Annotated in this window: 20 protein-coding genes; 9 read left to right on the plus strand and 11 right to left on the minus strand. The window is 69.0% G+C overall.

From position 1 onward, the window contains the following. Positions 1 to 30: 30 nt before the first annotated feature. Positions 31 to 243 carry a hypothetical protein gene (locus OV287_RS06415; protein ID WP_267533094.1) on the minus strand — a complete coding sequence of 71 codons (213 nt, stop codon included), beginning with the start codon at positions 241 to 243 and terminating at the stop codon, positions 31 to 33. Between the two features lie 642 nt (positions 244 to 885). Between OV287_RS06415 and OV287_RS06420 the strand changes: the two genes are divergently transcribed. The 4 genes from OV287_RS06420 to OV287_RS06435 all read left to right on the plus strand — a co-directional run bounded on the left by OV287_RS06420 (position 886) and on the right by OV287_RS06435 (position 6,236). Further along, entirely contained in the window at positions 886 to 1,680 is a 795-nt protein-coding gene (locus OV287_RS06420) for a hypothetical protein (RefSeq protein ID WP_267533095.1), read from the plus strand. 66 nt (positions 1,681 to 1,746) lie between these two features. Further along, positions 1,747 to 2,049, plus strand: a complete 303-nt coding sequence (locus OV287_RS06425) for a putative quinol monooxygenase (RefSeq protein WP_267533096.1) — start codon at positions 1,747 to 1,749, stop codon at positions 2,047 to 2,049. A 114-nt stretch (positions 2,050 to 2,163) separates the two neighbouring features. Continuing rightward, entirely contained in the window at positions 2,164 to 3,861 is a 1,698-nt protein-coding gene (locus OV287_RS06430; RefSeq protein ID WP_267533097.1) for a Kelch repeat-containing protein, read from the plus strand. Between the two features lie 53 nt (positions 3,862 to 3,914). Next, entirely contained in the window at positions 3,915 to 6,236 is a 2,322-nt protein-coding gene (locus OV287_RS06435; RefSeq protein ID WP_267533098.1) for a Kelch repeat-containing protein, read from the plus strand. 85 nt (positions 6,237 to 6,321) lie between these two features. Here OV287_RS06435 and OV287_RS06440 read toward each other — a convergent pair whose 3' ends face one another. From OV287_RS06440 to OV287_RS06470, 7 genes are all read right to left on the minus strand, one after another. Continuing rightward, the gene (locus OV287_RS06440; protein ID WP_267533099.1) at positions 6,322 to 9,114 is read right to left on the minus strand and encodes a discoidin domain-containing protein; all 2,793 of its coding nucleotides are present in this window, start codon (positions 9,112 to 9,114) and stop codon (positions 6,322 to 6,324) included. 302 nt (positions 9,115 to 9,416) lie between these two features. Continuing rightward, positions 9,417 to 10,778 (minus strand): tetratricopeptide repeat protein, encoded by a 1,362-nt coding sequence (locus tag OV287_RS06445; protein WP_267533100.1) that lies wholly within the window; start codon positions 10,776 to 10,778, stop codon positions 9,417 to 9,419. A 49-nt stretch (positions 10,779 to 10,827) separates the two neighbouring features. Beyond that, positions 10,828 to 11,853, minus strand: coding sequence for a ferredoxin reductase domain-containing protein (locus tag OV287_RS06450; protein ID WP_267533101.1), 1,026 nt, complete (start codon positions 11,851 to 11,853; stop codon positions 10,828 to 10,830). Between the two features lie 40 nt (positions 11,854 to 11,893). Continuing rightward, positions 11,894 to 12,925 carry a hypothetical protein gene (locus tag OV287_RS06455; RefSeq protein ID WP_267533102.1) on the minus strand — a complete coding sequence of 344 codons (1,032 nt, stop codon included), beginning with the start codon at positions 12,923 to 12,925 and terminating at the stop codon, positions 11,894 to 11,896. A gap of 268 nt (positions 12,926 to 13,193) precedes the next feature. Continuing rightward, positions 13,194 to 13,862 (minus strand): hypothetical protein, encoded by a 669-nt coding sequence (locus OV287_RS06460; RefSeq protein ID WP_267533103.1) that lies wholly within the window; start codon positions 13,860 to 13,862, stop codon positions 13,194 to 13,196. Positions 13,863 to 13,924: 62 nt separating this feature from the next. Further along, positions 13,925 to 14,368: a hypothetical protein gene (locus OV287_RS06465; RefSeq protein WP_267533104.1), complete on the minus strand. Its 444-nt coding sequence runs from the start codon at positions 14,366 to 14,368 to the stop codon at positions 13,925 to 13,927. A gap of 258 nt (positions 14,369 to 14,626) precedes the next feature. Beyond that, positions 14,627 to 15,016, minus strand: coding sequence for a PaaI family thioesterase (locus OV287_RS06470; protein WP_267533105.1), 390 nt, complete (start codon positions 15,014 to 15,016; stop codon positions 14,627 to 14,629). Positions 15,017 to 15,073: 57 nt separating this feature from the next. Here OV287_RS06470 and OV287_RS06475 point away from each other — a divergent pair, with 57 nt between their 5' ends. Both OV287_RS06475 and OV287_RS06480 read left to right on the plus strand, forming a co-directional pair. Then, positions 15,074 to 15,904: a GlxA family transcriptional regulator gene (locus OV287_RS06475; RefSeq protein WP_267533106.1), complete on the plus strand. Its 831-nt coding sequence runs from the start codon at positions 15,074 to 15,076 to the stop codon at positions 15,902 to 15,904. A gap of 167 nt (positions 15,905 to 16,071) precedes the next feature. After that, positions 16,072 to 16,518, plus strand: coding sequence for a nuclear transport factor 2 family protein (locus OV287_RS06480; protein ID WP_267533107.1), 447 nt, complete (start codon positions 16,072 to 16,074; stop codon positions 16,516 to 16,518). A gap of 21 nt (positions 16,519 to 16,539) precedes the next feature. Here the strand turns inward: OV287_RS06480 and OV287_RS06485 are convergent, their stop codons facing one another. Next, the gene (locus tag OV287_RS06485; protein WP_267533108.1) at positions 16,540 to 17,751 is read right to left on the minus strand and encodes an aminotransferase-like domain-containing protein; all 1,212 of its coding nucleotides are present in this window, start codon (positions 17,749 to 17,751) and stop codon (positions 16,540 to 16,542) included. Between the two features lie 2 nt (positions 17,752 to 17,753). Further along, the gene (locus OV287_RS06490) at positions 17,754 to 18,224 is read right to left on the minus strand and encodes an Lrp/AsnC family transcriptional regulator (RefSeq protein ID WP_267533109.1); all 471 of its coding nucleotides are present in this window, start codon (positions 18,222 to 18,224) and stop codon (positions 17,754 to 17,756) included. Positions 18,225 to 18,430: 206 nt separating this feature from the next. On the opposite strand from OV287_RS06490, the gene OV287_RS06495 reads away from it, so the two are divergent. Next, positions 18,431 to 19,192, plus strand: a complete 762-nt coding sequence (locus tag OV287_RS06495; protein ID WP_267533110.1) for a GNAT family N-acetyltransferase — start codon at positions 18,431 to 18,433, stop codon at positions 19,190 to 19,192. A gap of 15 nt (positions 19,193 to 19,207) precedes the next feature. On the opposite strand, the gene OV287_RS06500 is transcribed toward OV287_RS06495, so the two are convergent. Next, positions 19,208 to 19,435, minus strand: a complete 228-nt coding sequence (locus OV287_RS06500; protein ID WP_267533111.1) for a hypothetical protein — start codon at positions 19,433 to 19,435, stop codon at positions 19,208 to 19,210. 295 nt (positions 19,436 to 19,730) lie between these two features. On the opposite strand from OV287_RS06500, the gene OV287_RS06505 reads away from it, so the two are divergent. Together OV287_RS06505 and OV287_RS06510 are read left to right on the plus strand one after the other, a co-directional pair. Next, a complete protein-coding gene (locus OV287_RS06505) occupies positions 19,731 to 22,805 on the plus strand; it encodes an MG2 domain-containing protein (RefSeq protein ID WP_267533112.1) in 3,075 nt (1,024 codons plus the stop codon). Then, entirely contained in the window at positions 22,802 to 25,132 is a 2,331-nt protein-coding gene (locus tag OV287_RS06510; RefSeq protein ID WP_267533113.1) for an alpha-2-macroglobulin family protein, read from the plus strand. The genes OV287_RS06505 and OV287_RS06510 overlap by 4 nt, the downstream gene beginning before the upstream one ends. Positions 25,133 to 25,231: the final 99 nt, after the last annotated feature.

Genomic DNA, 25,231 nt, shown 5'->3' on the forward strand with positions numbered 1-25,231 from the left:
GGTGCCGTAGGCCTCCTCCAGGCGCCGAGCCTAGTCCCAGCCCCGGCGCTTCGCGGCCTCCACGTCGAGGCCGTCACCCTGGCCCTCGAGCACAGCCGATCGGGGACGGGCGGGCTGCTTCCGCGCCGAGCGCAGCACCTTGCACGGCAGCGCCTCCTGGGCGTCATAGACCGTGCCTTCTTCCTGCTTCGTGCTCAGGTACAGCACTCGCCCCGCCTCGAAGCGCACGCCCGCCTCTAGCATGGCCTCCTCCCGGACGCGGGAACGCTCTTCCCGCCAGGGCTCCACCCCGCCCGGGGAGAAGGGCAGCCAATCGCCACCGCATGGGCGGCGTCCGGAGCGCCCTCTCGTCCTCGGGCTGCAGCGGCTGCCCGCGTGCCGATCGCTTCCCGCTGTATCGGCAGGCGTCGGGTGCTGGCGTACCTGAGGGCGCCCGGTGGGGTGCACGCCATTGTGGAGCACCTGGGATAACCCATGGCATGTGCGAGCCTGGCCCCGGGGCAAGGGCCAACTCAGGCCGTGTGGTGTAGAGGCTCGAGCCGCCACGGAGCCAACAGGCCCTGGCTCCTGCCGCGTACCTCATGGGAGGGCGGTCTGGGCAGGCGTGTACTCCAAGGGAACTGTTGCGGCCTATCCACTGGCCTAGCGCAGTGCTCGGGCGGCCTCCGTCAGCGGCCCTTCTCGGCCCTCGGCTTCAGCCCTCACCACTCCACTGGCCTTCCCTCCTTCCTATTCTCGCCACAGGGTCGCGCTGTGCTTGGGCGCGCCCACCTGGGTAGTAGGGCACGCGGTGGTCACCGTGTAGCTCCTGGAGCGGTGGCTCGGCCCGGTGCAGACATGGGGACTCGGGCCTCGCGCAGGTGGGGAGGCCAGCGAGGAGCACGCGTGGACGAGGGGAAGAAGTCCGAGTCGAGCGGGGAGGATGTGGAGCAGGTGGGGCCGTACCAGCTCCACGAGCAGGTGGCGCAGGACGAGCTCAGCCAGGGCGAGCTCTACCGGGCCACGCACGAGACGAGTGGGGCGAAGGCCCTGGTGCTTGTGCCCTCCACCGGGGGCGATGCGGCGCCGCTGAAGAACTGGCGGGTGCGGTGCACTTCCTCGGCCTCACCGGGCTACGTGGCACTGGAGGTGGAGGACTCGCGCTGGGCCGCTGCTCCCGACAGGTACTCCGCAGAGGCGCTGGTGTGCCTGTTCGAGGAGGTGCACGACGGGGTGGGGCGCATGGCCCGGGCCCTCTCCAAGGACAAGGAGCCTCACCTCCGGTGGCGCCTGGGGCTGGTGCTGGCGGGCGCCGCCGCGGCGTGTGCCCTGGCCTTCGCCCTGCTCCGACAGGCCCCCATGTCTCCGCCAAGTGATCCGGAGCCCTGGGTGAGTGCCCTGCCAGCGCCTATGCGCCAGGAGGTGCCAACGGACACCGAGTTGTCTCCCACGGGCAGCTCGCTCTCGGCCACTGCGGAGGACGGAGGACCACCTGTGCTCGCCCGACCCTTTCCGCGCAAGCCCTACAAAGGGCAGCGGCTCCCTCCCTGCAAGCCTCGTGTCGAGGTGGAGATCATGGGCGCCTGCTGGGTGCCCCACAAACTCACGGCCCCGTGCCCGGAGGACCTCTACGAGTACAACGGGGAGTGCTTCACGGCCTCCATGGCGTCCCCACCGCTGCCGCGCTCGCTCGGGCAGTGAGTGGCGCGGGACCGACCGGGACGCGTGCCATTCGAGATGTTTGACTGACTTTCAGGAGGAAGTGACATGTACGGATTGATTGGAAGGATGATCGCCGCACCGGGCAAGCGGGATGAGTTGCTCGCGGCGATGAGTGGCAGCACCAGCGGCATGCCTGGGTGCCTCAGCTATGTCATTGCGCTCGACCGCGAGAACCCGGATGCCCTCTGGATTACCGAGGTCTGGGACAGCGCGGAGAGTCACAAGGCGTCCCTGTCGTTGCCCGCGGTGCGGGAGGCCATCGCCAAGGCTCGACCGATCATCGCCGGGTTCGACAACCGGGTGGAGACCATCCCCGTCAGCGGGCTGGGTTTGCAGGGCGTGAAGTAGCGGCCCCTGTGCGCCCACGTTCGGGGAGCATCCCCTTGAACAGGACCGGGAGGATTGCTCTACAGTGCGCGGCACCGCACGGGGGTGCGGCCCCTTCTCCTCCCAGGACGTTCCTTGTCTTCGCTGCGACTCCTCGCGGTCCTCCCGCTCGTGCTGGCCTTGCTCGCCGGCTGTGACTCCTCGCCGTCCGTCTCCACCTTCTCCACGAGCACGGTGCGGCTCGCCGTCTCCACGCCCGCGGCCGTGCCGGGCGACATCTCACGCGTCACCGTGACGGTGTCCGGTCCCGACATGGCCATGCGCTCCACCGACCTCGTGCTCACCGCGGGCGTCTGGGGCGGCGTGCTGGGAGACATTCCCGTGGGCACGCACCGTATCTTCCTCGCCCGGGCCTTCACCACGGCCAACACCTTGCGCTACGAGGGCCACGCCGAGAACATCACCATCAGTGCGGGCACCACGGGGCTGGTGTCCCTCACCCTCCACGAGGTCTCCAAGCCGTTCACCAACGAAGCGCCCCTCGTCGACGCGCTGGTGGTCGGTGCCTCCCGTGTGTCGGCGGGCGGCACCGTTTCCCTCTCGGTCCGAGCGCATGACCCCGACGCGAGCGACACGTTGAGCTACGCCTGGTCGGCGCCCTCGGGCACCTTCTCCGCGACAGGTCAGGCGGACACCACCTGGACGGCCCCCTCCTACCAGGGCCAGGTGAACCTGTCCGTCCGCGTGAGTGACTCGCGCGGCGCGGCCCTCTCGGTGAGCCTGTCCGTCACCGTCCTGGCGGTTACCCCGGGAAGCTGGACCGCGACGGGGCGCCTGACCACGGCCCGCTACCGGCATGCGACGGCTCCGCTGCCCGGAGGCAAGGTGCTCGTCGCGGGGGGCACCTCCAGCACCCGCCTGGCGTCGGCGGAGGTGTACGACCCGGCCACGGGCTCCTGGAGCCCCACCGGCTCCCTGGTCACGGCGCGCTACGCGTATACGGCGACGCCACTCGCCAACGGTCAGGTGCTCGTCGCGGGAGGCAATGGCGAGACTTCCCTGGCGTCGGCCGAGGTGTACGACCCGGTCTCGGGCACCTGGAGCTCCACCGGCTCCCTGGCCGCTCCTCACTATGAGCACACGGCGACACTGCTCCCCAATGGCAAGGTGCTCGTCGCGGGCGGATTCCAGGCCTCTAGCCCCACCGTGAACGCGGAGCTGTACGACCCGGCCACGCGCACCTGGAGTCTCACCGGCTCCATGAGCCTGGGACGCCATAGCCACACGGCGACGCTGCTTCCCAACGGTCAGGTGCTCGTCGTGGGCGGCGAATACACCGGGACAGCGCCTTCCAGGGCGGAGCTGTACGACCCGGCCTCGGGTACCTGGAGCGCCGCGGGCAATCCGTCCGTCCAGCGCGATAGCCACACGGCGACATTGCTGCCCAACGGCAAGGTGCTCATCGCCGGAGGCTTCGGCACCCTGGTCTCCCAGAAGTCGGCCGAGCTGTATGACCCGGCCACGGGCACCTGGAGCCCTACCGGGAGCCTGAACTCCGCCCGCCACTTCCACTCGGCGACGCTGCTGCCCGACGGCAAGGTGCTCGTCGCGGGGGGCAATCTTGTCACCTCCAGCAGCAGTGAAATCCTGGCGACGGCGGAGGTGTACGACCCGGCCACGGGCACCTGGAGCCCCACCCTCAACATGCTCTCCCCACGCCGGAGACATGGCGCGATGCCACTCGCCTCGGGCCAGGTGCTCGTCATGGCCGGCTACGGCAACTTCAACAACCTGGCGACGGCGGAGGTCTACACTCCGGCCACGAGCCCTTGAGGCAGCGCCCCTCCGCGCCTCGCGTGCGACCCCTTTCTCCCACAGGATCTTCCGTGTTCCGACTGCCTGCCTTCGCGGTTCTCCCGCTCGTGCTCGCCCTGCTCGTGGGCTGTACCGATTCCCCGCCGACCCCCCCCGGTACGTCCTCCACCGGCACGATGCGGCTGCTCATCGCCACGCCCACCGCGGCGCCCGGTGACATCTCGCGTGTCACCGTGACGGTGTCCGGTTCCGACATGGCCTCGCGTTCCGCCGACCTCCTGCTGACCGACGGCACGTGGGGCGGCCTCGTCGGGGAGCTTCCGGCGGGCCCGGAGCGCACCTTCCTCGCCCAGGCCTTCACCTCCTCCGACACCTTGCGCTACGAGGGCCGCGCCGAGAACGTCACCGTCATCGCCGGCGCCACGGGGCTCGTGTCCATCACCCTCCAGGAGCTCACCCCGCCCCCGCCCTTCACCAACGAGGCCCCGGTGGTCGACTCCCTGGTGGCCACTCCCGCCACCGTGCTCACGGGCGGCACCCTCTCCCTCTCCGTCACCGCGCATGACCCGAACGCGGGCGACACGGTGAGCTACGCCTGGTCGGCCCCCTCGGGCACCTTCTCCACGCCAGACCAGGCGAGCACCACCTGGACCGCGCCCTCCACCCCCGGCCTCGTGCGCCTGACGCTCACCCTGAGCGACTCGCGCGGCGCGACCCTGGCCACGTTCGTCGAGGTGACGGTCTCCCCGACCACGGGTGCCGGGGAGGTGGTGGTGGGCTTCAACTCCGCCCCCACGCTGGTGGGCCTGACCTCCTCCCAGTCCCTCCTGGACGTGGGCCAGACGACGGCGCTGTCCGTCCTCGCCCAGGACGCGGAGGGCGACACGCTCGGCTACCAGTGGAGCGCCACGTGCGCGGGCACCTTCACGGGCGCCACTTCCTCCAAGGCCACCTTCACGCCCTCGGCCCTGCCTCCGGAGGCGTGCAACAACTGTCAGGTGAGCGTGGTGGTGAAGGACGGCCGGGGAGCACAGAACACGGGCAGACTCGCGCTGTGCGTGGCGGCGAGTCCCCGGAGCGTGCCGCCCACGGTGACACGCTCCTTCCAGTCGGGCCTGACGGCGAAGGATGCGCAGACGCTCACCTTCGAGGTGGGGGCGAGCGACCCGGCGGGCTCCGCGCTCACCTTCGCCTGGGCGGCCAACCTCGGCACGTTCGGCACGCCCACGTCGGATGGCTCCAGCAGCCGGGTGGGCTGGACGGCGCCTGTGTGCCTCCTTCCGGGCACGACCCCCAGCCCCACCGCCATCGTCACCAATGCCTTAGGACTCCAGGTGACCCGGAGCTTCACGGTGACGGGCCCGCCGGCATGCGGGTCGACGCGTTGGCTCCCCAGGGGCGCGATGAGCCTGTCGCGTAGCGTCCATACGGCGACGCTGCTCTCCAACGGCCTGGTGCTCGTCGCGGGGGGCGCCAATTACGGCGGCCATATGGCGAAGGCGGAGGTGTACAACCCGGCCACGGGCACCTGGAGCCCCATTGCCGATATGGCCTCGGCGCGCTCCTGGCATACCGCGACGCCGCTCTCCAACGGCCAGCTCCTCGTCGCGGGGGGAGCCGGCAACGGTGGCATCCTGGCGACCGCGGAGCTGTACGCACCGGCCACGGGCACCTGGAGCAGCACCCGCGCCCTGTCCCTGGCGCGCTACCACCACACGGCGACCCGGCTCTCGTCGGGCAGGGTGCTCGTCGCGGGAGGCCAGGGTGGCAGTGGCGCCCCGCTGGCGACGGCGGAGGTGTACGACCCGAGCACGGGAAGGTGGACCGCGACGGGCGCCATGACCACCGCTCGCGGCTGGCATACGGCGACGCTGCTCTCCAACGGCAAGGTGCTCGTCGCGGGAGGCAGTGGCGTCCTGACCGCGGAGGTGTATGACCCGGCCACTGGCACCTGGAGCCCCACCGGCTCCATGGCCACACCGCGCCAGGACCATACGGCGACGCTGCTCTCCAACGGCAAGGTGCTCGTCTCGGGAGGAGGCAGCGGCAGTGGCGTCCTGGCGACCGCGGAGCTGTACGACCCGGCCACGGGTACCTGGAGTCCCACCGGCACCATGAACGTGGCACGCAACTACCACACGGCGACCCGGCTCACGTCGGACAAGGTGCTCGTCGCGGGGGGATTCAACGGCAGCAGCTACCAGGCGACGGCGGAGGTGTATGACCCGGCCACGGGAGCCTGGATCGCCGCGCCCTCCATGTCCTCGCCGCGCCTCGAGCATGAGGCCACGTTGCTGCCCAATGGCCAGGTGCTCGTCGTGGGGGGACGGAACAGCGGCAGCAGCTACCTGGCGGCGTCCGAGGTGTACGACCAGCTGCCCGCGAGCCCCTGAGCCTTCGGGTCCCACAGGGTGCTCCCATCGAACAGCACCCCCTCGGCGGGCGATCAGCGAGCGATATTCGAGCGCGAGGCCCTCCTTACTGGACCCAGCCGGAGACCTTCCATTCGTCGAGAGTGGTGTTTCCCCACTGTCGGTTGGAGCTGTTGACCTTCAGCCTCAATCGCGACGTGGTGACACCGCTGAATTCGAGATGCCGAGACTCCAGGGCCTCCGTGTTCGAGTTCCAGGTCAGCGAGGCATTGTGGAGGTCCACCCACCCGAGACCGCTCACGTAGGACTGCACGTCCACCTGGGTGGGCCCCTGACCCTGGCCATAGTGGGTCACGAGGGTGATTCTCCCCGTGGTCACCTGCCTGGTACCAAAGTCCAGGACGAGGTAGCCGGGAAAGCTCGCGTCCGCCGTGCTGGCCCACGGGGAGCCGTCGTCCTGGTCATTGACGTTGTAGATGGGGTAGTCGGAGGCGAACGTCGTGCTGGCGACGGCATACTTCGCGACATTGGTACGGCCGCTCAAGGAGCCGGAGCCCCAGAGCCGGAGGTCATTCGCGGAGAAGCTGCCCCATTGCAGGTTCGCTTGACGGACCTTGAGTCGCAGCTTGCTGCCAGAGATGTCCGGCAAAGGGATGTCTCGATACTCCACGGTGGACGTGTTGCTGTTCCAGGTGAGGGCCACGCCGGTGGCGGCGGTGTTCCACCTGCCGCTGTTCCAGTACTCCACGTCGAGCAGGGTGATGCCCTGGCCCATTCCATAGTGGGTGGCCAGCGTGAGCTTCTGGGTCCGGAAGGTCTGGTGGCCGAAGTCGAGCGTGATGTACTGCGGAAAGGTGACTCCGGCGAGAGATGACCAGGTTGTCCCGTCCACGTCGTCAATCAAGGTCTGCACGCTGCCGAACGCAGGTTGGGTGGTCGCGGTGGTGGAGGCCACGGCGTTCGGTGCGATGTTCTGGACGGGGGCTACGTTGGCGGAAAGCCGCCCCCACACCTTGAACTCGGACAGCGCGTAGACCCCCCAGAAGAGGTTCGCGCCGTGAATCTTGAGCCTCAGGCTCTTCGTGGAGACATACACGCCGAAAGGGAGCTCCTGAGTCTCGATGGCGCTGCCATTGGTAGCCCAGGAGAGGTGCTGATCCTTGAGGATGGGCTTCCACCGCCGCCCATCGAAGTACTCCACGTCCACGTGGGTGATACCCTGACCCTGGCCGTAGGACGTCGACAGGGAGACCCCATTCGTGGAGACCGTCCGGCCACCCCAGTGGAGCTCCACGACCTGCGGAAGGCCGACCTGCGGGGTGCTGGCCCAGATGCTCGTGTCATTGCCGTCCGCGACAACCTGGATGGCTCCATTGCCAGTGGACTCCGTGGTGAACGCCGCCGCTCCGGTCTGCACCGCGTAGCCCGCGCTGCTCCCGGTGACGACGGTCGTCCCCAGCTTGTACCAACCGTCTGGAGAGGTGGGGTTCGTGATGGCCAGCTTGAGCTCCGGCCGGGCGGCGTTGTCCCGGTTCAGGATGGCCACCGCGAAGTCGTACGTCCCGGCCGGGACTCCCACGAAGCTCATGGCCGTGGAGTAGCTGTAGAGCTGTCCCCCGAGCCAGTCGGCGGGCTCCGCCGGATCCACGAGGGTGTAGACGGGCTGCCCGGAGGTCTGGTCCAGGAGCGCGAAGGCCAGCTTGTACTTGTAGCTCCAGTTGGGCAGATCGTTGGGCAGCTTGCCCACGCCGGTGTTCTTCCACGTGTGGCTCACCGTGTACTCACCGCCGGAGACGATGCTTCCCGGAAAGGAAGCCTGGGTCAGGACGAAACGATAGCCGCCCCGGACGGCGAAGTCCTGAACCAGGCCCGGGTAGTGGGTCATCCAGTATGAGGCATCATACGGCCCCCTCAGGTCGAGCGTGTTGGCGTGGGTCTCCATGGCATCGTTGAAGACCCGGTGCATCACATCGCTCCACGGGCTCGTCATGCGATCGCAGGATTCCAGCCAGTGCCCCAGGCCCTGGTAGCAGTTCTCTGCGAAGATGGGGACACTCGGGAAGTGGGACTTGAGCTTGTTCTTGTCCAGCTGTGGCAGGTAGATCGGGCTGCCGTAACTGTCCCTGCGAATCACGTAGCCCTTTTCATTGAGCGCCCATTCCTGCACCGCGTAGTCGAAGGAGTTCGGGCCGTACTGGCCGCCCAGGACCACCTTTTTGAAACGCGAGGCGTAGAGGTTGACCAACCATTGGAAGACCTCCTGACTCTGCACTGGGCCCAGGTAGTCGAGATGGTGCATCTCTCCCCACCAGCCGAGCCCCTGGGCATCGATGAAATCGACCACCGCGGGGTTGTCGTACTGCAGCGCGAACGCCTGGACGAAGTTCTGGAACTTTGTCCTGAAGACGGGGTCCGTCACGTAGGGCGTCTTGAATGCTGGATTCCCACTGGGATAACCCTGCGCCCCCGCGTCAAAGACGAACTGCGGCGTCGCCTGCGAGCTGCAGTCCTGGCTGTCCACGATGATGCGGAACGCCAGCTTCAAGCCTCGGTCCCGCGTCATCTGGATGAGCTGCTTGTAGTTGGCGTCGCTGTTCCAGACGTAGTTTCCTTCGGTCGGCTCCATGCGCGACCACGGGACACGGAGGTACAGGATGCTCGCCTTGTGGCGGTTTGGATCCTGCTGATTCCAATAGAGGGTCGGATCAGGCCAGCCCGAAGACGAATCTTCCAGGTACAGCACCCATCCCATGGCGGGATTCCTGAGGAAGCCGCTCACATCTTCCACGGGAGTTACCACTTCGGCCCGGGCCGCCTGGTCCGGGATGAACAGCGCGCCCAGCATCAGCAGCGTCCACAGTGCACCGCACCTCGGTAATGAGGCAGAAGTCACTCTCACGTGTGCACCGCTCCTTTTGGGGCCCGAGTGTCAACGTAGTGAGCGCGAGAAGCTGACTCAAGCAGCAAAGCCAGTTTCAGTTGCAGCGGCCTCCCAGGTGATGAGCGGGGCAAGACCGGAGGGGGGCGCCCGCCTGGGTGCTCCCCCGCTCGGGCACGCATCACAAAACCGCACCCCGTGCTCAGTCCGGACGAAACGCAGCACAACCGAGGAGCAGGCACATGAAGGTCAAGACGAACATTCGGGGTGGCTTCAATCCCCAACCCGATCCGCCGGGTTAGAGGGGTTCAGGTGCGTGCTGGTCAGAAGTACTCCGGATGCTCGGTGGCCAGCCGCTCCTCCCAGGCGCGGATGTCATTCACCAGCGACAGCTCCGGCGCGAGCCTCCGCGCCGCCTCCCAGCACAGCCAGGCCAGCCGCGCCTCATAGCCACCCAGATAGAGGTCTCCGAGGTCCTTGTACGCCCCGGCGAGGAACGGGTTGCCCTCGATGGCCTTCAGCAGCAGCGCGCGCGCCTCATCCAGCTCGCGCAGCAAGCGCCGGGTCGTGGCCTCGAAGGTCCCGAGCACATGCGCCTTGCGTCCCGCGGGCTCGCGCAGCTCGACGTAGGTCGCGGCCTGAGCCCGGGCCTCCGCCTCGTTGTTCGGCTGCCGCGTCAGCGCGTCCACCAGCCGCCGCACCTGCACGTCCGGGTCACGCTGTATGGCCTCCCCAAACCCTGGCAACTTATCACCGGTCTCCAGGGAGAGCTCGAACAGGGTGAGCACCATCTCGAGCCGGCGGCCGGCCTCGGCGGACTCCTCGGCCTCCGCCATCCTCCGGGCCATCACCTCTTCAGGGTTGGGCACCTCTCCGAGCGTCACACGCTCGAGGGCGGAGTCGATTTCAGGCGACTCCCTCGGAGTCATCACCCGGCGATAACCGTCGAGGGACATCACGGTCTCGGGCACCGCGTCCACGGCCTTGAGGCGCAGCGTCACGGTGCTGTACGGCATCCCCTGGGGATGACAGGCATCCTGGCGAATCTCCCTGGGGATGCTGCCCTCGGAGGCCAGCCGTTCGAGGATGAGCGGATGGCCGTAGAAGCGATACCGCAGGAACTGGACGAACCGCCGGGCGATGTCGGGTTCGACGCTCTTGCCACCTTCCGAGTACGCGAACAGTCGGCGTCCCTCGGCGATGCTGAACACCGTGTGTCCCTGGGTGGACTCGACCGTGATGTCGCTCCGTGCTGGCTTGGAGAAGACGGACCGCAAGCGCCCGCCGAGCCCGGTGGGCTTCACCCCGTCGATGGTCCGCTTTCGCTCCGGGTCGAGCACCGACAGGTGGTGCTCCGTCATGATGGGCGCGAAGTCGGACGCATCCCCGCCCCCGGCCGTGATGACGGAATGGATGTGGTCGCGGTTGGGCAGCTCCATGTGCCGGAAGCCGACGATGGGATAGAGCGACTCGTCCACGTAGGTGCGCGCGGCCTCGTCGACCTCGATGAGGCGGCGGCGAGCGAAGTCCAGGATGACGTCCTTCCCCTCGGAGTCCTGGTAGCGGATCCACTCCCGCCGCAGTCGCACCTGCGTCACAGCGGGTGGCTGAGCAGCGGACGGCCCGGCCTTGCCGCCGGACTCGCTGAATTCGAATGTCAGGTCGAGACCCATGGGACGGAGCATAGCGGTCGGACCAGGTCCGAGCCCATCCAGCCGTTCCGCCGTGAGCTGCTCAGAGGATCTTCATGGACTGGGCCGAGAAGGACTCGCTCTGCGATTGGGAGAGGTAGTCCTTGAGTGCCTTGCGCGCCTCCGCCTCGCTCGCATACGCCGAGTCGGGACCGAGCGTCTTGTCCGGCCGGACGGCCTGGAGGTCCTGCAGCTTGTCCCCCACGAGCGGATGGAAGACCACGGGGCGATTGGGCGAGAGCTGTTCGAGGGTCTGGAGCTCCTGGCGGTAGAGCACGCTCTTTGGATCATGGGTCCGCATGAAGGCGTGTGCCGGCCCCTGCGGGTTCTGCCTCACGAACTCCTCGGAGAGGTGGTTCCACATCGGCGTGACGGCCTTGGGGTCCTTGTAGATCTCCAACCCCGAGAGCGCCCGGCCGGCCGGTGTGCTCTCCAGCGTGGTGTAGCCCTTCAGCTGGGCGTGCTTGCTCACATCGTAGCCGCCCGACCAGAGCGCCAGCGGTCCCTGGCCCTCCTCGATGCGCAGGTGGGGTCCCAGCTCCTGGGCGACCTTCTCGTAGTGCGGGTTGGAGGTGTCCGGCTTGGGCTTGTCCAGGGTCGAGGGCGTGGTCCGGCTCGTCTTCACGTCGGCCCGGATCTGCTCCTGGCGCTTCACGCCGTGGAGGATGTCGCTCCAGACCTCTGCGGTCTTCGCCTCGCTCATGCCGAGCGCGGTGAAGGCTTTCTGGAACTCTGGCGCGTCGGGGTGCGAGAGGGGCGCGTTCAGGTCGAGCTTCTGGGCGGCGGTGGTGCTGTGCTTGCCCGACGAGAGGGCCGGACCCATGGCCTGCTCCACGGGGACTCGCATCTCCGCCAGGGTTCCCGTCAGCTCCGGACGACGGGAGGGCGCTGGGGTCCGGAGCTGGCTGTCGAAGCCGTCGGTGCTCCCCTGGGTCCGGTGATTCTGGAGCCCGCTCGGCGAGCTCTTGATGGGGTTGAGGCTCGTCGGAGTACTGCCCGGGGTAGAGCTAGGCCGAATGCTCGTCGGCTGGGGGAGGTTCACTCGGGGCGGCCGGAATCGGATGGTCATGGGAGCACCGTGGTTCGGAGTTGGGTCTGCCTGTGACCCATCAGTTCGCGGAGGTCGCTTCCGGCTGGGCCGCGGCGCCCGCCAGCCCGATCCTCTGCGAGACGACATTCGCCAGCTGGGGCGCGACCTCGGTGGCAGCCTTCTTCAGGGTCTGGGTCGCCCCCTGGTCCACGAGCCCCTTCACGGTGTCGAGGGCCTGGGTCGCGGCGCTGAGCACGTTGGCCACCGAGTTGAGGAGGTTCCCCAGGTCCGACTGCTGAGGGGCGGACGCCGTCGGGGAGCCCAGCTCCTGGGGCAGGCCACCGGCGGCGTACGGGTCCATCTGCGGGCCAGCGGCCAGAGCGTACGGGTCCATCTGCGGGCCAGCGGCCAGAGCGTACGGGTCCATCTGCGGGCCAGCGGCCAGAGCGTACGGGTCCATCTGCGGGCCAGCGGCCAGAGCGTACGGGTCCATCGCCTGCTGGCCACCAGCCAGGGCGTACGGGTCCATCTGCGGGCCACCGGCCAGGGCGTACGGGTCCATCATGCCCAGGGCGCCGGGCAGCATGGTGGCCGCCTCGAGGCCCGCGCCGACGAGCCCGGCCGCACCGCTCGCCACTCCACCGACGACATCACCCACGGCCGACAGACCATTGCCGAGCCCGTTGCCGATGCCGCCGAGCTTGTTGCCGAGACCACCGAACTCATTACCCAGGCCGCCGAGGCCGTTCGGCTTGAGCTTGTCCAGCCCACCCATGGGCTTGTCGAACCCATCGAGCTTGAAATCCGGCCTCTTCATTTCCGGGAGGTTGCCGTTGATGTCCGGGCGGGGCGAGAACGTGGGCTTGGTGTCCGGCTTGATGTCGGGCGTCTTGCCCGGGAGGTTGCCGTTGATGTCCGGGCGAGGCGAGAACGTGGGCTTGCTGTCCGGCGTGACGTCGGGCTTCTTGCCCGGGAGGTTGCCGTTGATGTCCGGGCGGGGCGAGAACGTGGGCTTGGTGTCCGGCTTGATGTCGGGCGTCTTGCCCGGGAGTTTGCTGGGGCCCTTGAGGTCGGGGATCGAGAGCTTCGGGAAGTTCTTGCCGATACGCATGGACTTGTCTCCGGGAGGGAAGGGGCTTGCTGCCGCGAGAGGGGAACGCCTTGATGTGAAGGCGTTAATGCAGCGCCCGTGCCAGGGCGGATGGGCCCGGAGACGAACGGGATTCCGCGGGTTTACGCGGAGGCGGACCCGCGGGAAGGCCTCGGTGATGACGGCAGACACCGGAGCCCCCTGGAGAGTGCAGTCACCACTGGTGTCTGTTGTCACCAGTCACGGCTTGGGTGGGCTTGCCCCGGGCAACGTGGGGCAGGCTCAGGTCTCATCTTCCCTCGGGGGGAAACGGCAGCGAGTGCCCCTCGCGCACCAGATAGGAGACGGCGACCACCTCCGCCCCGGTGTTCTCCTCCCGGAAGGTCATCGAGGCGCCCTTCCAGAGCCCCTCGCCTTGAGTCTGCCCGCTCATGAACCGCTGAAGCTGCTCCTCCTCCGAGAATGAGAGTTCGAGCCGGCACAAGGAGCTGTGGCACTCGAGGGAGCGCACCTGAGCCTTCTCTGGAAGCAGGGTCGTCAGCCGGTCTCGCAGGCCCTGCACGGCGGAGGCCTCCCACTGAGGATCCGACGGCTCCTGGTAGAAGACCTCCTCCACATGGTCACTGATCTCGCGAGGCGTCGGAGCCTCGGGCGCGAGGGCAACGTCTGGAGGTGAGGCCGGGGCGGCCTTCTCCGTGCTCGCTGTTGGTGCCTGGGCCTCGGCTGCCGCGAGCCGGCGTGCCGTCTGCACCTGCACCTGGGTGGTCTGCTCCAGGAGTTGGCGCGCCGTGGCCACCTCCGCCGCGTTCTGCCGGGCTTGCTGCTGCATCGAGGCCCGCAGCTCGCTCATCTCGGCCCGGGCTTGCTCCAGCTCCGCGGCGCGCTCGTGGTGGGCCCAGAGCGTCCAGGCCACGAGTCCCAGCAGCGGCACGAGGGCGTAGGGAACGATCTTCTTCATACACACTCCGGCGGTGGGCTCCAGGGGGCGAGCAGCCCCCCTGGAGGTGGATGCTTCGGCTCTCACCAGAGGACGTTGTTGAGCCGGCCCCCGGGCGCGACATCGCAGCACGCGTAGAGCGAGCCACCAGGGGGAACGTAGGCGCCTGAGAGTGAGATCACCTGGCTGGAGCCGAACGCCGGCAGGTAGGTCGTCGCCGAGCTCCACGCCGCGGTCAGCTCACGGTTGACGCCCGTGGCGAAGCAGCCCACGTTGTTGCTGGGGGAGGCCCCGTAGGCGGCGATGTACACGTTGTACGAACCTGCGGGGTCCACGGTCAGCGGCATGCACCACCGCCGAGTCGCGGTGCAGTTGTTGGTGATGCCTCCAAAGCCATGGTTCCAGCAACTCGCCTCCGAGGGGTGGCTCGCCAGGCCATTGAACGCGGAGACGCTCCGAGCCGACGCGACCTCGGGGAGCAGCCCGAGCGTCAGGGAAAACAGGGACAAAAGCAGGGTCTTCTTCATGGTGTGCCATTCCTTGTGGGATGGATGACCGCCTCTGGGCGGCTGTGAAGAAGACGGGGGCCGTGAGGATTATTACCTCCGCGGATTTCCTCCCTCCGGTGCACCCTGTTCGTGAAATAGGCCCCAGCAGCCTGCCCTCTGAACGGTGAGCCCAGAGCTAGAGACGAGGCCATGAGACCCCTGCTCCTGGCTTCGCTCACATTCGCCGAGGGCTCAGCGTGTCGGCATACGAAAGGGCGTGTGCAGAGCGTCGCGTCGTCACCTCAAGTACGCGGTCGCCTGGAAGGCCGCGACCTGTCGCTCCTCCGAATCGAGCACGCGCACTTCGTACGTGGCCAGCTTCCGCCCGCGTGAGAGCTCGCGGGCTCGCGCCTCCAGGGGGCCGTCGCCCGAGGCGGACAGGTAGGTGATGTTGGCCTGGATGCCGATGGCCGTTTGGCCATGGGAGTTGCAGGCCGTGGCGAAGGCGATGTCGGCCAGCGCGAAGATCAAGGCACCGTGCGTCGTCCCGAGCCCGTTCAGCCGACGTGAGGATGTGGGTAAGCGGACACGTGCGGCCCCCGGACTGATTTCCACCAGCTCGAGCCCCAGCTCGCGCGCGAGGAGATCCTTCTCGAAATAGTCCCTGCTGTTTGCATGTGCTTCCATGGTCCGCAGGATGGCTCGCACGGGGCGGTTCGCCCAGAGGGCCGGCGGACGAAAACCATGGCAAAACGGACAACATCCAAGCGGCTCGCCCACGTTGGCATCTGCCTCTATCCAGGTGTCTGGGGCTCGAGCGCGAGCCTCGCCAGGGATGTTCTCCACATCGCGTCGGCCATCTCGCGGGCGCGACCCGGCAGCGGCGGCATCGAGGCCCGGTTCCTGGGCGCGCGGCCGGGAGACGTGCCTACGGCAAGTGGGATGGCGATTCGCGCGGAGGAGAGCTGGGACCGCACGGACGTGGACGTGATCATCCTTCCGTCGAGGGCGGTCCACTTCCTGGAGCCAGAGGGGCATCCGCCGGGATTGGCGGACTGGATTACCCGGCAACATGCCCGAGGATGCTCGGTGCTCACGATGACCACGGGGAGCTGGCTGCTCGCGGAGACAGGTCTGCTCCAGGGCCACACGGCCACGACCCACTGGGCCTGCCTGGACCGCTGCCGGCGCCAGTATCCGGGTGTCGACTGGACGAGCGACCTGCGCCTCACCGTCACGGGGAGGATCGTGACCGCGCGCGACATGCAGGAATGGCTCGAAGCACGCTACGGCCAGCCCATCTCCGCGAAGGAAGCCGCCCGCATGGTGCACATGAGTCCGCGCAACCTGCGGCGACGCTTCCTCGAAGCAACCGGGCAAACCCTGTCGGCGTACCTCACCGACATTCGGTTGGCGCGGGCGCGAGCGCTGCTGCTCTCCAGCAACGACGCCGTCTCCCAGATCGCTCACCGAGTGGGATACGAGGATCCATCCACGTTCACCGCGCTCTTCAAGGAGCACCACGGACAGACGCCGAGCGCCTATCGCAAGTCGGCCGCGGGCACCGCGGACTGACCGAATCGACGCTGAGCGTGTCCATGCCTCCCTCGCGCGCGAGGGCTCCGTGCGCCAGAGTGGGCCCTAGAGGGGTTGGCTGCCCGGGGTCCGCTCACAAAAGACGCGAGGGGGACTCCATCTCGAGAACCGGTGGCGCTATGCGCCACCCGCCAGGGAGGAGTGTCATGGCCCATCCTCATGAGCAGCTCATTCGCGCCGTCTATACCGAGTTCGGGAAAGGCAACCTCGATGGTGTCCTCGCGCTCTGCTCGCCGGACATCCAGTTCCACTTCCGCGGCGACAACGTGCTCGCGGGCGACTACGACGGCGCGGGCCTGGCGCAGATTGCCATGAAGCTCGGGCAGATCGCCGGCCCGTCGCTCCAGATGAACATCGAGGACGTGCTCGCCGATGACACGCGCGGCGTGGTGTTCCTGCGCGACACCCTCACCCGCCAGGACAGCGGGGAGTCGTATGAGCTGAGGCTGCTCCACGTGTACCGCATCGAGAACGGCAAGCTCACGTCCTTCGACGAGCTACCGTTCGACCAGGGCGCCTTCGATGAAGCCTTCCGCGCCCTGGGCGTCCCGTCCATCACCGGCCCGGAGGAACCGGTCCACTCGATTCACTGAACCGGGTGGACCCGGGCCTTGTCACTTCTGGGCGGCGATGACCGCACCGAGCCGGCGCATGCCTTCCTCGATGAGCTCCGGCGGGCGGTTGGAGAAGTTCAGGCGCATGAACTCGGTGCGCGGCTCGGAGGCGAAGAAGGGCGCGCCGGGCACGAAGGCGACGCGCTTCTCGAGCGCGATCGGGAAGAGTGTGTCCGCGCTCATGCCTCGCGGCAGCTCCACCCAGAGGAACATGCCGCCGTCCGGCTGCGTCCACCGGGTGCCCTCGGGCATGTGCTTCTCCAGCGAGGTGAGCATCGACTGGCAGCGCTCCCCGTAGACGGCGCGCAGCTTCTCCAGGTTGGCGTAGTAGTCGAAGCGAGACAGCAGCCGCGCCGTGGCTCGCTGCGCGACCGTGGCGGTGTGCAGGTCCGCCGACTGCTTGACGACGGTGAGGGTGCGGACGAGCTCCTTCGGGCCCGCCGCCCAGCCGATGCGCAGCCCGGGGGCCAGCGTCTTCGAGAACGTCCCCAGGCTGACGACCACTCCCTCCTTGTCGAGCGAGGCCAGCGACGGCAGGTGCTCGCCCCGGAAGCGCAGCTCCCCATAGGGGTTGTCCTCGAGGATGAGGATGCGGTGGCGCTGGGCGAAGCGCACCAGCGCGTGCCGGCGCTCCAGCGACAGGGTGGTGCCCTTGGGGTTCTGGAAGTTGGGGACCAGGTAGATGAGCTTGGGCTTGCGAGCGCCACGGAGGAGCCCCTCCAGCTCGTCCACGCGCATGCCCTGGTCATCGCTGCCCACGACGGCGTAGGAGGCCTCGTACCCGCTGAAGGTCTGCAGCGCGGCGAGGTAGCTGGGGTTCTCCACCACCACCACGTCTCCCGGGTCGAGCATCACCTTGGCCACCAGGTCGATGCCCTGCTGCGAGCCGTTGGTGATGAGCACCTGGTCCGTCGTCGCGTGCTGGCCCTGCCTGGCCAGGTGGGCGCAGATCCACTCGCGCAGCGGCCCGTAGCCCTCGGTGGTGCTGTACTGCAGCGCGGCGCGACCCTCCTCGGCGAAGACCTCGGCGTGCGCCTGGGCGATGGCCTCCACTGGGAAGAGCTCGGGCGCCGGCAGCCCACCAGCAAAGGAGAGCACGTCAGGGCGCTCGGCCACCTTGAGGATCTCCCGGACCGCGGAGGCCTTCATTCGTGACATCCGCTGGGCGAGTGGGAACGGCTTGGGGGCGGGAATGCTGATGGCCGCGGTCATGGTCAGGCTCCTTTCAGCTCTTCGGAAGAGACGTGGACGTACGTCTCCTCCTTGATGGATGTCAGAACGATGGTGGTGTGCGTGCGTGTGACGCCGGAGATGGTCCGCAGCGTCTCCACGAGCAGCGTGTCGAGCGTCTTCGTGTTCGAGGTCCGCACCTTGAGGATGTACGAGTCCTGACCGGCGACGCGGTGCGCCTCGAGCACCTCGGGCATCGCCAGCACCTTGCGCGCGAAGCCCTCGAAGTACTTCGGGTGCTCGATGCTCACGCCGATGAAGGCGGTGATGTCCTTGCCCAGCTTCGACGCGTCCACGCGCGCCGTGTAGCCGGTGATGATGCCCCGCTCCTCGAGCTTGCGGATGCGCTCGGCCACCGCCGGCTGCGACAGCCCCACCGAGCGAGAGAGCTCGAGCTGCGTGGCCCGGCCATCCCTCTGCAGCAGATCAACGATGCGGTGGTCCAGCTCGTCCATGTGAAGCCCAGCGACCTTATTTTTATAAGTCCCAGAAACCGGATACCTATAAGCTATATGTCTCTCACAGGCAGTGCAAGAGGCCAGCAGGCGGTCAGGCGAGCGCCTCTCCCGTCTGAGCGTCCGGGTCATCACGAACGCGGGTAGCCTCCTCCTGTAGACAGTCAGTGCACGTCTCGCGCCTGCGGGCTTCGAGGAGCGCATCCATGGATTCCGCCTTCCGTCAGCAGTTCCTGGAGCTGGACCTGGCGCTGGCCCGGCGTTTCGCCTCGGTGGAGGCGCGGCCGTGGGGATATTTCGTCCACGACGTGGGAAATCCCGACCACTGGGATGCGAACACCGCGCGTTGGCTGCGAGCGGAAGCGCCGGAAGCCGCCATCGAGGAGGTGGTGGCGCTCTACCGTGCCCGGCGTCTCACATCGCGGGTGCGGTTGGATGACCTGAGCGCACCTGGCGACATGGTGGAGCGGCTCATGGCGCGAGGCTTCCAGACGGACACCCAGCACCTGCGCCTCATGCACTGGGCGCCGGGGCCCTCGCGTCCGCACCCGGTGTTGTTCTCGGGCCTCACACTGGAGGTGGCAGGCCCGGAGACCATCGGGGCCATGGCGGAGATCCTGGGGGCAGCCAATATCTGGGAGGGACGCGAGTGGCTGGTGCGCTACCTGGATCGGCTGGTTCCTCACCCCGCCTCGCACTACTACCTCGCACGGGTCGAAGGCGTGCCCGCGGCGGTGGCGGCACTCCACGAGGGAGTGGGCTGTGCGCTGGTGCAGGAGGTGGCGACGCACCCCTCCTACCGCCGGCGCGGCCTGGCGACAGCGTTGATCACCTGGCTGCAGCGCAGGGCCACCACGCCGCTCTTCCTCCAGGTGAGCAACCCCGAGGCGGAGTGCATCTACGCGCGCGCGGGCTTCCGGGTATGGGCAGAAATCGAGCAGGCGGCCTGCCGTCTGCCCGAGCCCTGAATCGAGCGCTGGGCTTCACGGGCCCGGGAGCGCCTCCAGGGTGAAGTCGTCGGAGAACAGCGGCCATACCTTCGTCTGGTTCTTCAGCGTGTCCGCGAAGGTGAAGGTGACAATGGTTGCGCCTGGCGGGATGACGGTGGGCCTCGGCTCGAGTTCATCCGCCTCCTCCCAGGTCGACTCCGTCCCCGAAGGCTGGGCACTCCAGTCACAGGCCCCGAAGAGGATGCCCGTGAGGGCAATCACGGATAGGGCGCCGCACCAGCGCCCCAGGCGGAAAATTTTATGTATGAGCATGGGGCCGCCAATGTCTGGCCATTGGCTGGTTTTGGACCATGGCCCGGGGGTCTGGGCTCACTGCCTTCCAGCCCGCAGTCTCCTCCAGCGCCAGGGCCGGTTGTTGCCTACCGAAGTACCTGACAGGAGGGACACGGCTCTTCCTCGGTGACCCGCGCCGAAATCGGGCCCGGGCTGTCCACGGGGGGGCGGGCGCGTGCGGTTTCTCTGGCCATCGGCGTAGGATGCTGGCCGAGGAGAGCTGATGAACATCCGTTTCAATCGCCGGGGCGCCCTCGGCATCACCGCGGTGCTCGCCTTGGGCCTGGTGTGGTGGGCCACTTCGGACGTGTGCGTGTCCGCCTGGGTCTTTCAGGGCGTGAAGGTGAACCGCTGTCCGGATGGGAACTTCCGGCAGACGGTGGGCCTGCGTGTCGACGGGCTCGCCCGGGAGGTCACGGGTGCCGTTCAGGTGTCGGCCCTGGCCCACGGTGTCACCGAGAATGCCGGGGAGCGGCTGAGCGCACCGGTGCGGCGCCTGGAGGCCTCTCTCTTCCTCGTGGACTCCGAGGGCAAGGAGTCTCCTCTCGCCCTCGAGACGCCTTTGGAGCAGGAGGACTATGACTTCATCCTGCGTGCCCGGGTGAAGCTGCCCGCGCTGCCAGATGGGGATTACAAGCTACGCGCCCGCGTCACCACGCCGCTTGGCACCGGCACCGAGGAGGTCCCGCTGGCCCTCTACGCCCCTGCCCGCGTTCACGTCCTCACCGACAGGCCCCTCTACGAGCCCGGCCATCAGGTCCGCTTCCGCGCCCTGGTGCTGCGCGCGAAGGATCTCTCGCCCATCGACGGGCGCCCGGGCACGTGGTTCGTCACCGACCCCTCTGGCGAGGTGGTGCTGGAGCAGCGCATGCCCGCGGGTCCGTGGGGCGTGGTGGCCGGAGACTTCCCACTCGACCGGGGTGCGCCCACGGGCAGGTGGACGGCGCGTTGGACGAGCGGAGATGTCTCCGGCGAGGCCTCCTTTCAAGTGAAGCCCTTCACCCTGCCGCGCTTCCGCGTGGAGGCGCTCAGCACCCGGCCCTTCTGGCGGGTGGGTGAGTCGCCCATCGTCGAGGGCCGGGTCGTCTACAGCTCGGGCGCGCCAGTGGCGGACGCGGCCGTGGACGTCTCCTGGAATGTCTCGGGCGAGTGGCCCGCTCCCCTCGAGTGGCTGGACGCGAAGGCGAAGGACGGGCTGCCCCGGAAGGCGCGCACGGATGCCTCGGGCCGCTTCCGGCTCGCCCTGCCGCGCGTGCCCTATGACCTGCGTGGCCAGGCCACCCTCTCCGCATGGCTGTCCGCGACGGACCCCGCGGGAGACCAGGTGCAGGGTGGCGCCTCGGTGCTGCTTGCCGAGGACGCGCTCTCCGTGTCGACGGTGACGGAGCTGTCGGACGGACTGGTGGAGGGCTACAGCAACCGTGTCTACCTGCGCGCTACCACCGCCGATGGTCAGGTGCTGCCCGGCACGGAGCTCACCGTGAAGCGTGCGTGGGACCCGCGAGACGAGGGGGTGAGCGCGGTGACGGACGAGGACGGTGTCGCCGCCTTCCAGCTCGACCCGGGCCCTCCCGTCAACGTTGTCATTCCGCCCATGCCGGTGCGCCGCCAGCCGCCACCTCCTCCGGTGGGGTTGAGCTCGGTGAGGGACCTGCTCTCGGACACCCACTCGCCCGCGCTGGAGGATCAGCTCGCCCTGGAGCGATGGCTGGAGTCCCTGCATCCCTGCGCGCGTTTCGTGCCGCCCGAGGAGGGCTCCATCCAGGTGACATTGGGCCTGCGCGTGGCAGCCGGGGGCTCGGTGGTGGACGTGATGTCGGAGGGTTCGCCGCTGGCCGCCTGCCTCGCCTCGGTGGTGCGCGCGCGCTCGTTGCCGCCCGGCCGTGAGCGGATGCTGGTGCTCACCCTGAATGTGTTCGACCCGGGCCTGCCCTCGTTCTACTTCCAGGTGCTCGACGTCTCCGGAGCCAGCGAGGGGTTGCGGGAGGCACTGGCGCTCGCGGCGCTCGATGCACGCGATTGTCTGCCCGGCGCACTGTCGTTGCCCGCTCCACTGCCGGCCGCGCTCACCTGGCGCACGCGCCCGAAGCAGCGTGAGGTGGAGGTGGGCTGGTCGTCCCTGCCCCAGGTGCAAGGCATGCTGCCCGCTGCCCACCTGTCCTGTATCCAGTCCCGCTTCTCGCGGCTGGTGCTGAGGGCCGAGCCGGAGAGTGCCATGGGGGTGGTGCGCTTCACCGCCAGTCCCGCGAGTGGTGGCTCCGAGAGTGAGGTGGCCCAGGCGACGACGCTGCTCGGCTACGAGCTGAGGGTGAGCGCGAAGGCGGGCAAGGAGGAGCTGGGCTCGACGAAACTGGTGCTGTCGCCGGCGGGGTTGCCGCGCGCGCGCCTGAGGGCCACGCCGGTGCTCGCGCGGGCGGGGGACGAGGTCCGAATGGAGCTGCTGCGCGGTCCGGACTTCCATGGGGAGCTGCCCAAGGAGCTTGTCCTGCGGGCGGGGGAGAAGGAGCTGAAGGAGAAGGTGGAGAACAAGGCGGTGCGCTTCCGTCTGCCCGAGGACTTCGAGGGCTGGGCCGAGGCCACCTGGGAGGGCGCGGTGGCCCGGGTGTACGTGGCGCCGCGCGCGCAGCTCGCGCTCGAGGTGACGCCGGACAAGACGGCCTACGCGCCCGGCGAGCTGGCCCACCTCCAGGTGCACACGCGGGTGGATGGAAAGGATGGCCCGGCAGCGGTGGGCCTCTTCGGCGTGGACGAGAGCCTGTCGCAGCTCGTGCCGCTGCCGGGGACGGGGGCGCTCGACGACCTGCGTCCGGCGCCCACGGTGTCGTCGCCTGCCTTCGACGTGCTGGACGGGACAGCGCTCGCCATGGGCCGCATCCGGGGCGCCAACGCGGCCGCTGCCACGCTGCTGCGGGTGTCGGGTGTGCCGCAGCGGGATGGTGGTGAGCGGCGGGTGTCGCTCTCCGTGTCGAAGCCCTTCGAGCCGGAGGTGGAGCTGACCGAGCCCTTCTACCGGGTGCTCTCGGAGCTGGCGGTGCAGGCGCGCGCCTGGGAGGAGTCGGCGCCCCAGGGAGAGACGCTCTCGCCCGCGGGGATGGCGAAGCTGTGGGAGAAGGCGCTCGAGGCCTGTGAGAAGCGCGGCGAGGCGGTGACGGACGCCTTTGGCCGCCGGTTGAAGCTGTCGAGGTTGCCGCCGGAGCTGCTCGCCCTCACCGACCCGCGGGCGGTGGTGGTGAACGGCACGCGGCTGCCCGAGGACGTCGAGAACTGGGGCGCGTGGGTCGCCCGGGAGGCGCCATGAAGCGCTACTTCGTTTTGGGTGGGGTGTGCCTTGTCGCGGGCTTCGCGCTGAACACGTGCGTGCGGAACCTGGTGCTCTACGAGTCCGCTCCCGCGTATGCGCTGGCGGCTGACAACCGGCTGCAGAAGAAGAGTCTCAAGACGTTTGGCGAGGCGGACGGGGATGAGTTGGAGGAGGCGATGGCGCCCGCCCCTGCCCAGGTCGCGGGGGGAGTGGTTGGCGGGCTGCTGGGAGGAGGAGGGGAGGGGTTTGGGATGAGGGCCGATGCGCCGGGTGCGCCGCCCCCGCCCCCACCCCCCGCGCCTCCGGCCGAGGCTGCCTCTACGCCGGGACGGGCCTGGTTCCCCGAGACGTTCCTCTTCGAGCCGCTGGTGGTGACGGATGCGTCCGGCTCGGCCTCGGTGCCGGTGAAGGTGCCGGACCGGCTGACGAACTGGCGGGTGCTGGCGTTGGCACACTCGCGCTCGGGGGCGCAGGCCGGGGCGGTGAGCAGCTTCGCGGGCACGCTGCCCACCTACGTGGACCCGGTGCTGCCTCCCTTCCTGCGCGCTGGAGACGTGGTGCGCGTGCCGGTGCAGGTGGTGAACACCACGGGGACGCCGGTGACGCGCCCGCTGAAGGTGGAGGCCCAGGGCGCGGCGGTGGAGGGCGGCTCGCGCACGGTGACGGTGCCGGCGGCGGGCAGCGTGGTGGAGTACGTGACGGTGCGGGCGGCCCAACCGGGGCCGGTGACGCTGAGGGCCTCGCTGGGGGGAACGGACTCGGTGGTGCGCACCTTCGACGTGTGGCCCACGGGCCGGCCGGTGGCGCGGACGCACGGAGGCACCCTGGCCGCGCCGCGCACCCTGGAGCTCACGGGCCCCGAGGACGCGGTGGCGGGCAGCGAGCGGGTGCGGTTGCTCGTCTTCCCAGGGGCGTTGGGGGTGCTGCGTGCGGAGCTGTCCGCCGCGTCCGGGCGCGGGGGCGTGGCCGAGGATGCCTATGCGTTGCTGCTCGCTGGCCGCGCGCCGGAGCTGCTGAAGTCACTGGGCGGCACGGCGGACGCGGAGTCGTTGAAGCACCTGTCGGCGATTGCCGGGCAGCGGGTGCTGCGGGCAGGCCGAGCGCCGGACGTGGCCACCGCGGCGTTGCTGGCGGAGGCGGCGTTGGCGCACCCGGACAACCCCGTGCTGGCGCGGCTGGGCGAGCGTCTGTCCGGACAGGTGGCCACGGCCCAGCGGCCTGATGGGACGTGCCAGGGCGCGGACGGGTGGACGTTGCAGCGGTTGCTGGTGTCCACCGCGGACTGTGCTCGGGCGGTGCGTGCCGGGGCGGGCTCGGACGCGGGACGCCGCAGGGCCTCGGGCTTTGGCGCGCGTGTGGCGGGCGCCTTCGAGCGTTACGCGTCCCGGGTGCAGGACGGCTACACGGCGGCGGCGGTGCTGGCCAGCGGAGGCGTGTCCGGCTCGGTGCGGGACACGCTGCGAAAACAGGTGCGAGAGGCCATCCAGAAGCGGCCGGATGGCTCCGCCTTCCTTCCGGTGGGCCCGGGCGTGGTGCGTTCGGACGGGCTCGTTCCCTCGGAGGCCGAGGCCACCGCGCTCGCGGTGCTGGCGCTCGTGGACGACAAGGAGGCGCCGCTGGCGGACCTGGGCACCTCGCTGCTGGCGGACTACCGGCCCGAGCGCGGATGGGGTGACGGGCGCGCCAACCTCGTGGGCCTCCAGGCGGCAATTGCGCTCTTCAAGGAGCCGCTGCCCGCTCAGGTGAGCGTGGTGCTGGAGCGCGACGGCAAGGTGGTGACGGAGGGCACGTTCGACGCGAAGGCGCTGCGCGAGGTGCTCGCGCTGGAGGGCGCCGCGGCCGGTTCGGCGGGCAAGCACACGTGGACGGTGCGCGCGGAGCCGGCGGTGCCGGGGCTGGGCTTCTCCCTCACGCTGGGCGCCTACGTGCCGTGGCGCGCGAGCGAGGCGGGCAGCGGGCTGGAGCTTGCCGTGAAGGGCCCGTCGGAGGTGAAGGTGGGGATGCCGGCGGAGGTGACGGTGCAGGCGGCCTCGCCCGCGGGGATGGCGCTCACGCTGCGCCAGGGACTGCCCGCGGGAGTCCAGGTGGACCGCGCGAGCCTCGATGCGCTGGTGAACGAGGGGAAGGTGACGTCCTACGAGGTGGAGGATGGGGCGGTGAGCCTCACCCTGCCGCCACGAGGCGCGGCCGAGCCCTTCAGTGCTCGCTTCCGGGTGGTGCCCACGCTGGCGGGCTCCCTGCAGGCGGGGGCCTCGAGCCTGACGCTGGTGGAGCGGCCGGAGCTTGTCTTCCACGTGCCCCCGGCCACCTGGGCGGTGCGCTGAGCCCAGCTCCCTCCAATTCCCTCAACATCCCCCAAACATCCCCCCAACATCCCCCCAACATCCCCTCTCCCCTCGGGAGAGGGACGGGGTGAGGGTATC

The organism is Archangium lansingense (assembly GCF_026626635.1).
Taxonomy (GTDB): Bacteria; Myxococcota; Myxococcia; order Myxococcales; family Myxococcaceae; genus Archangium; species Archangium lansingense.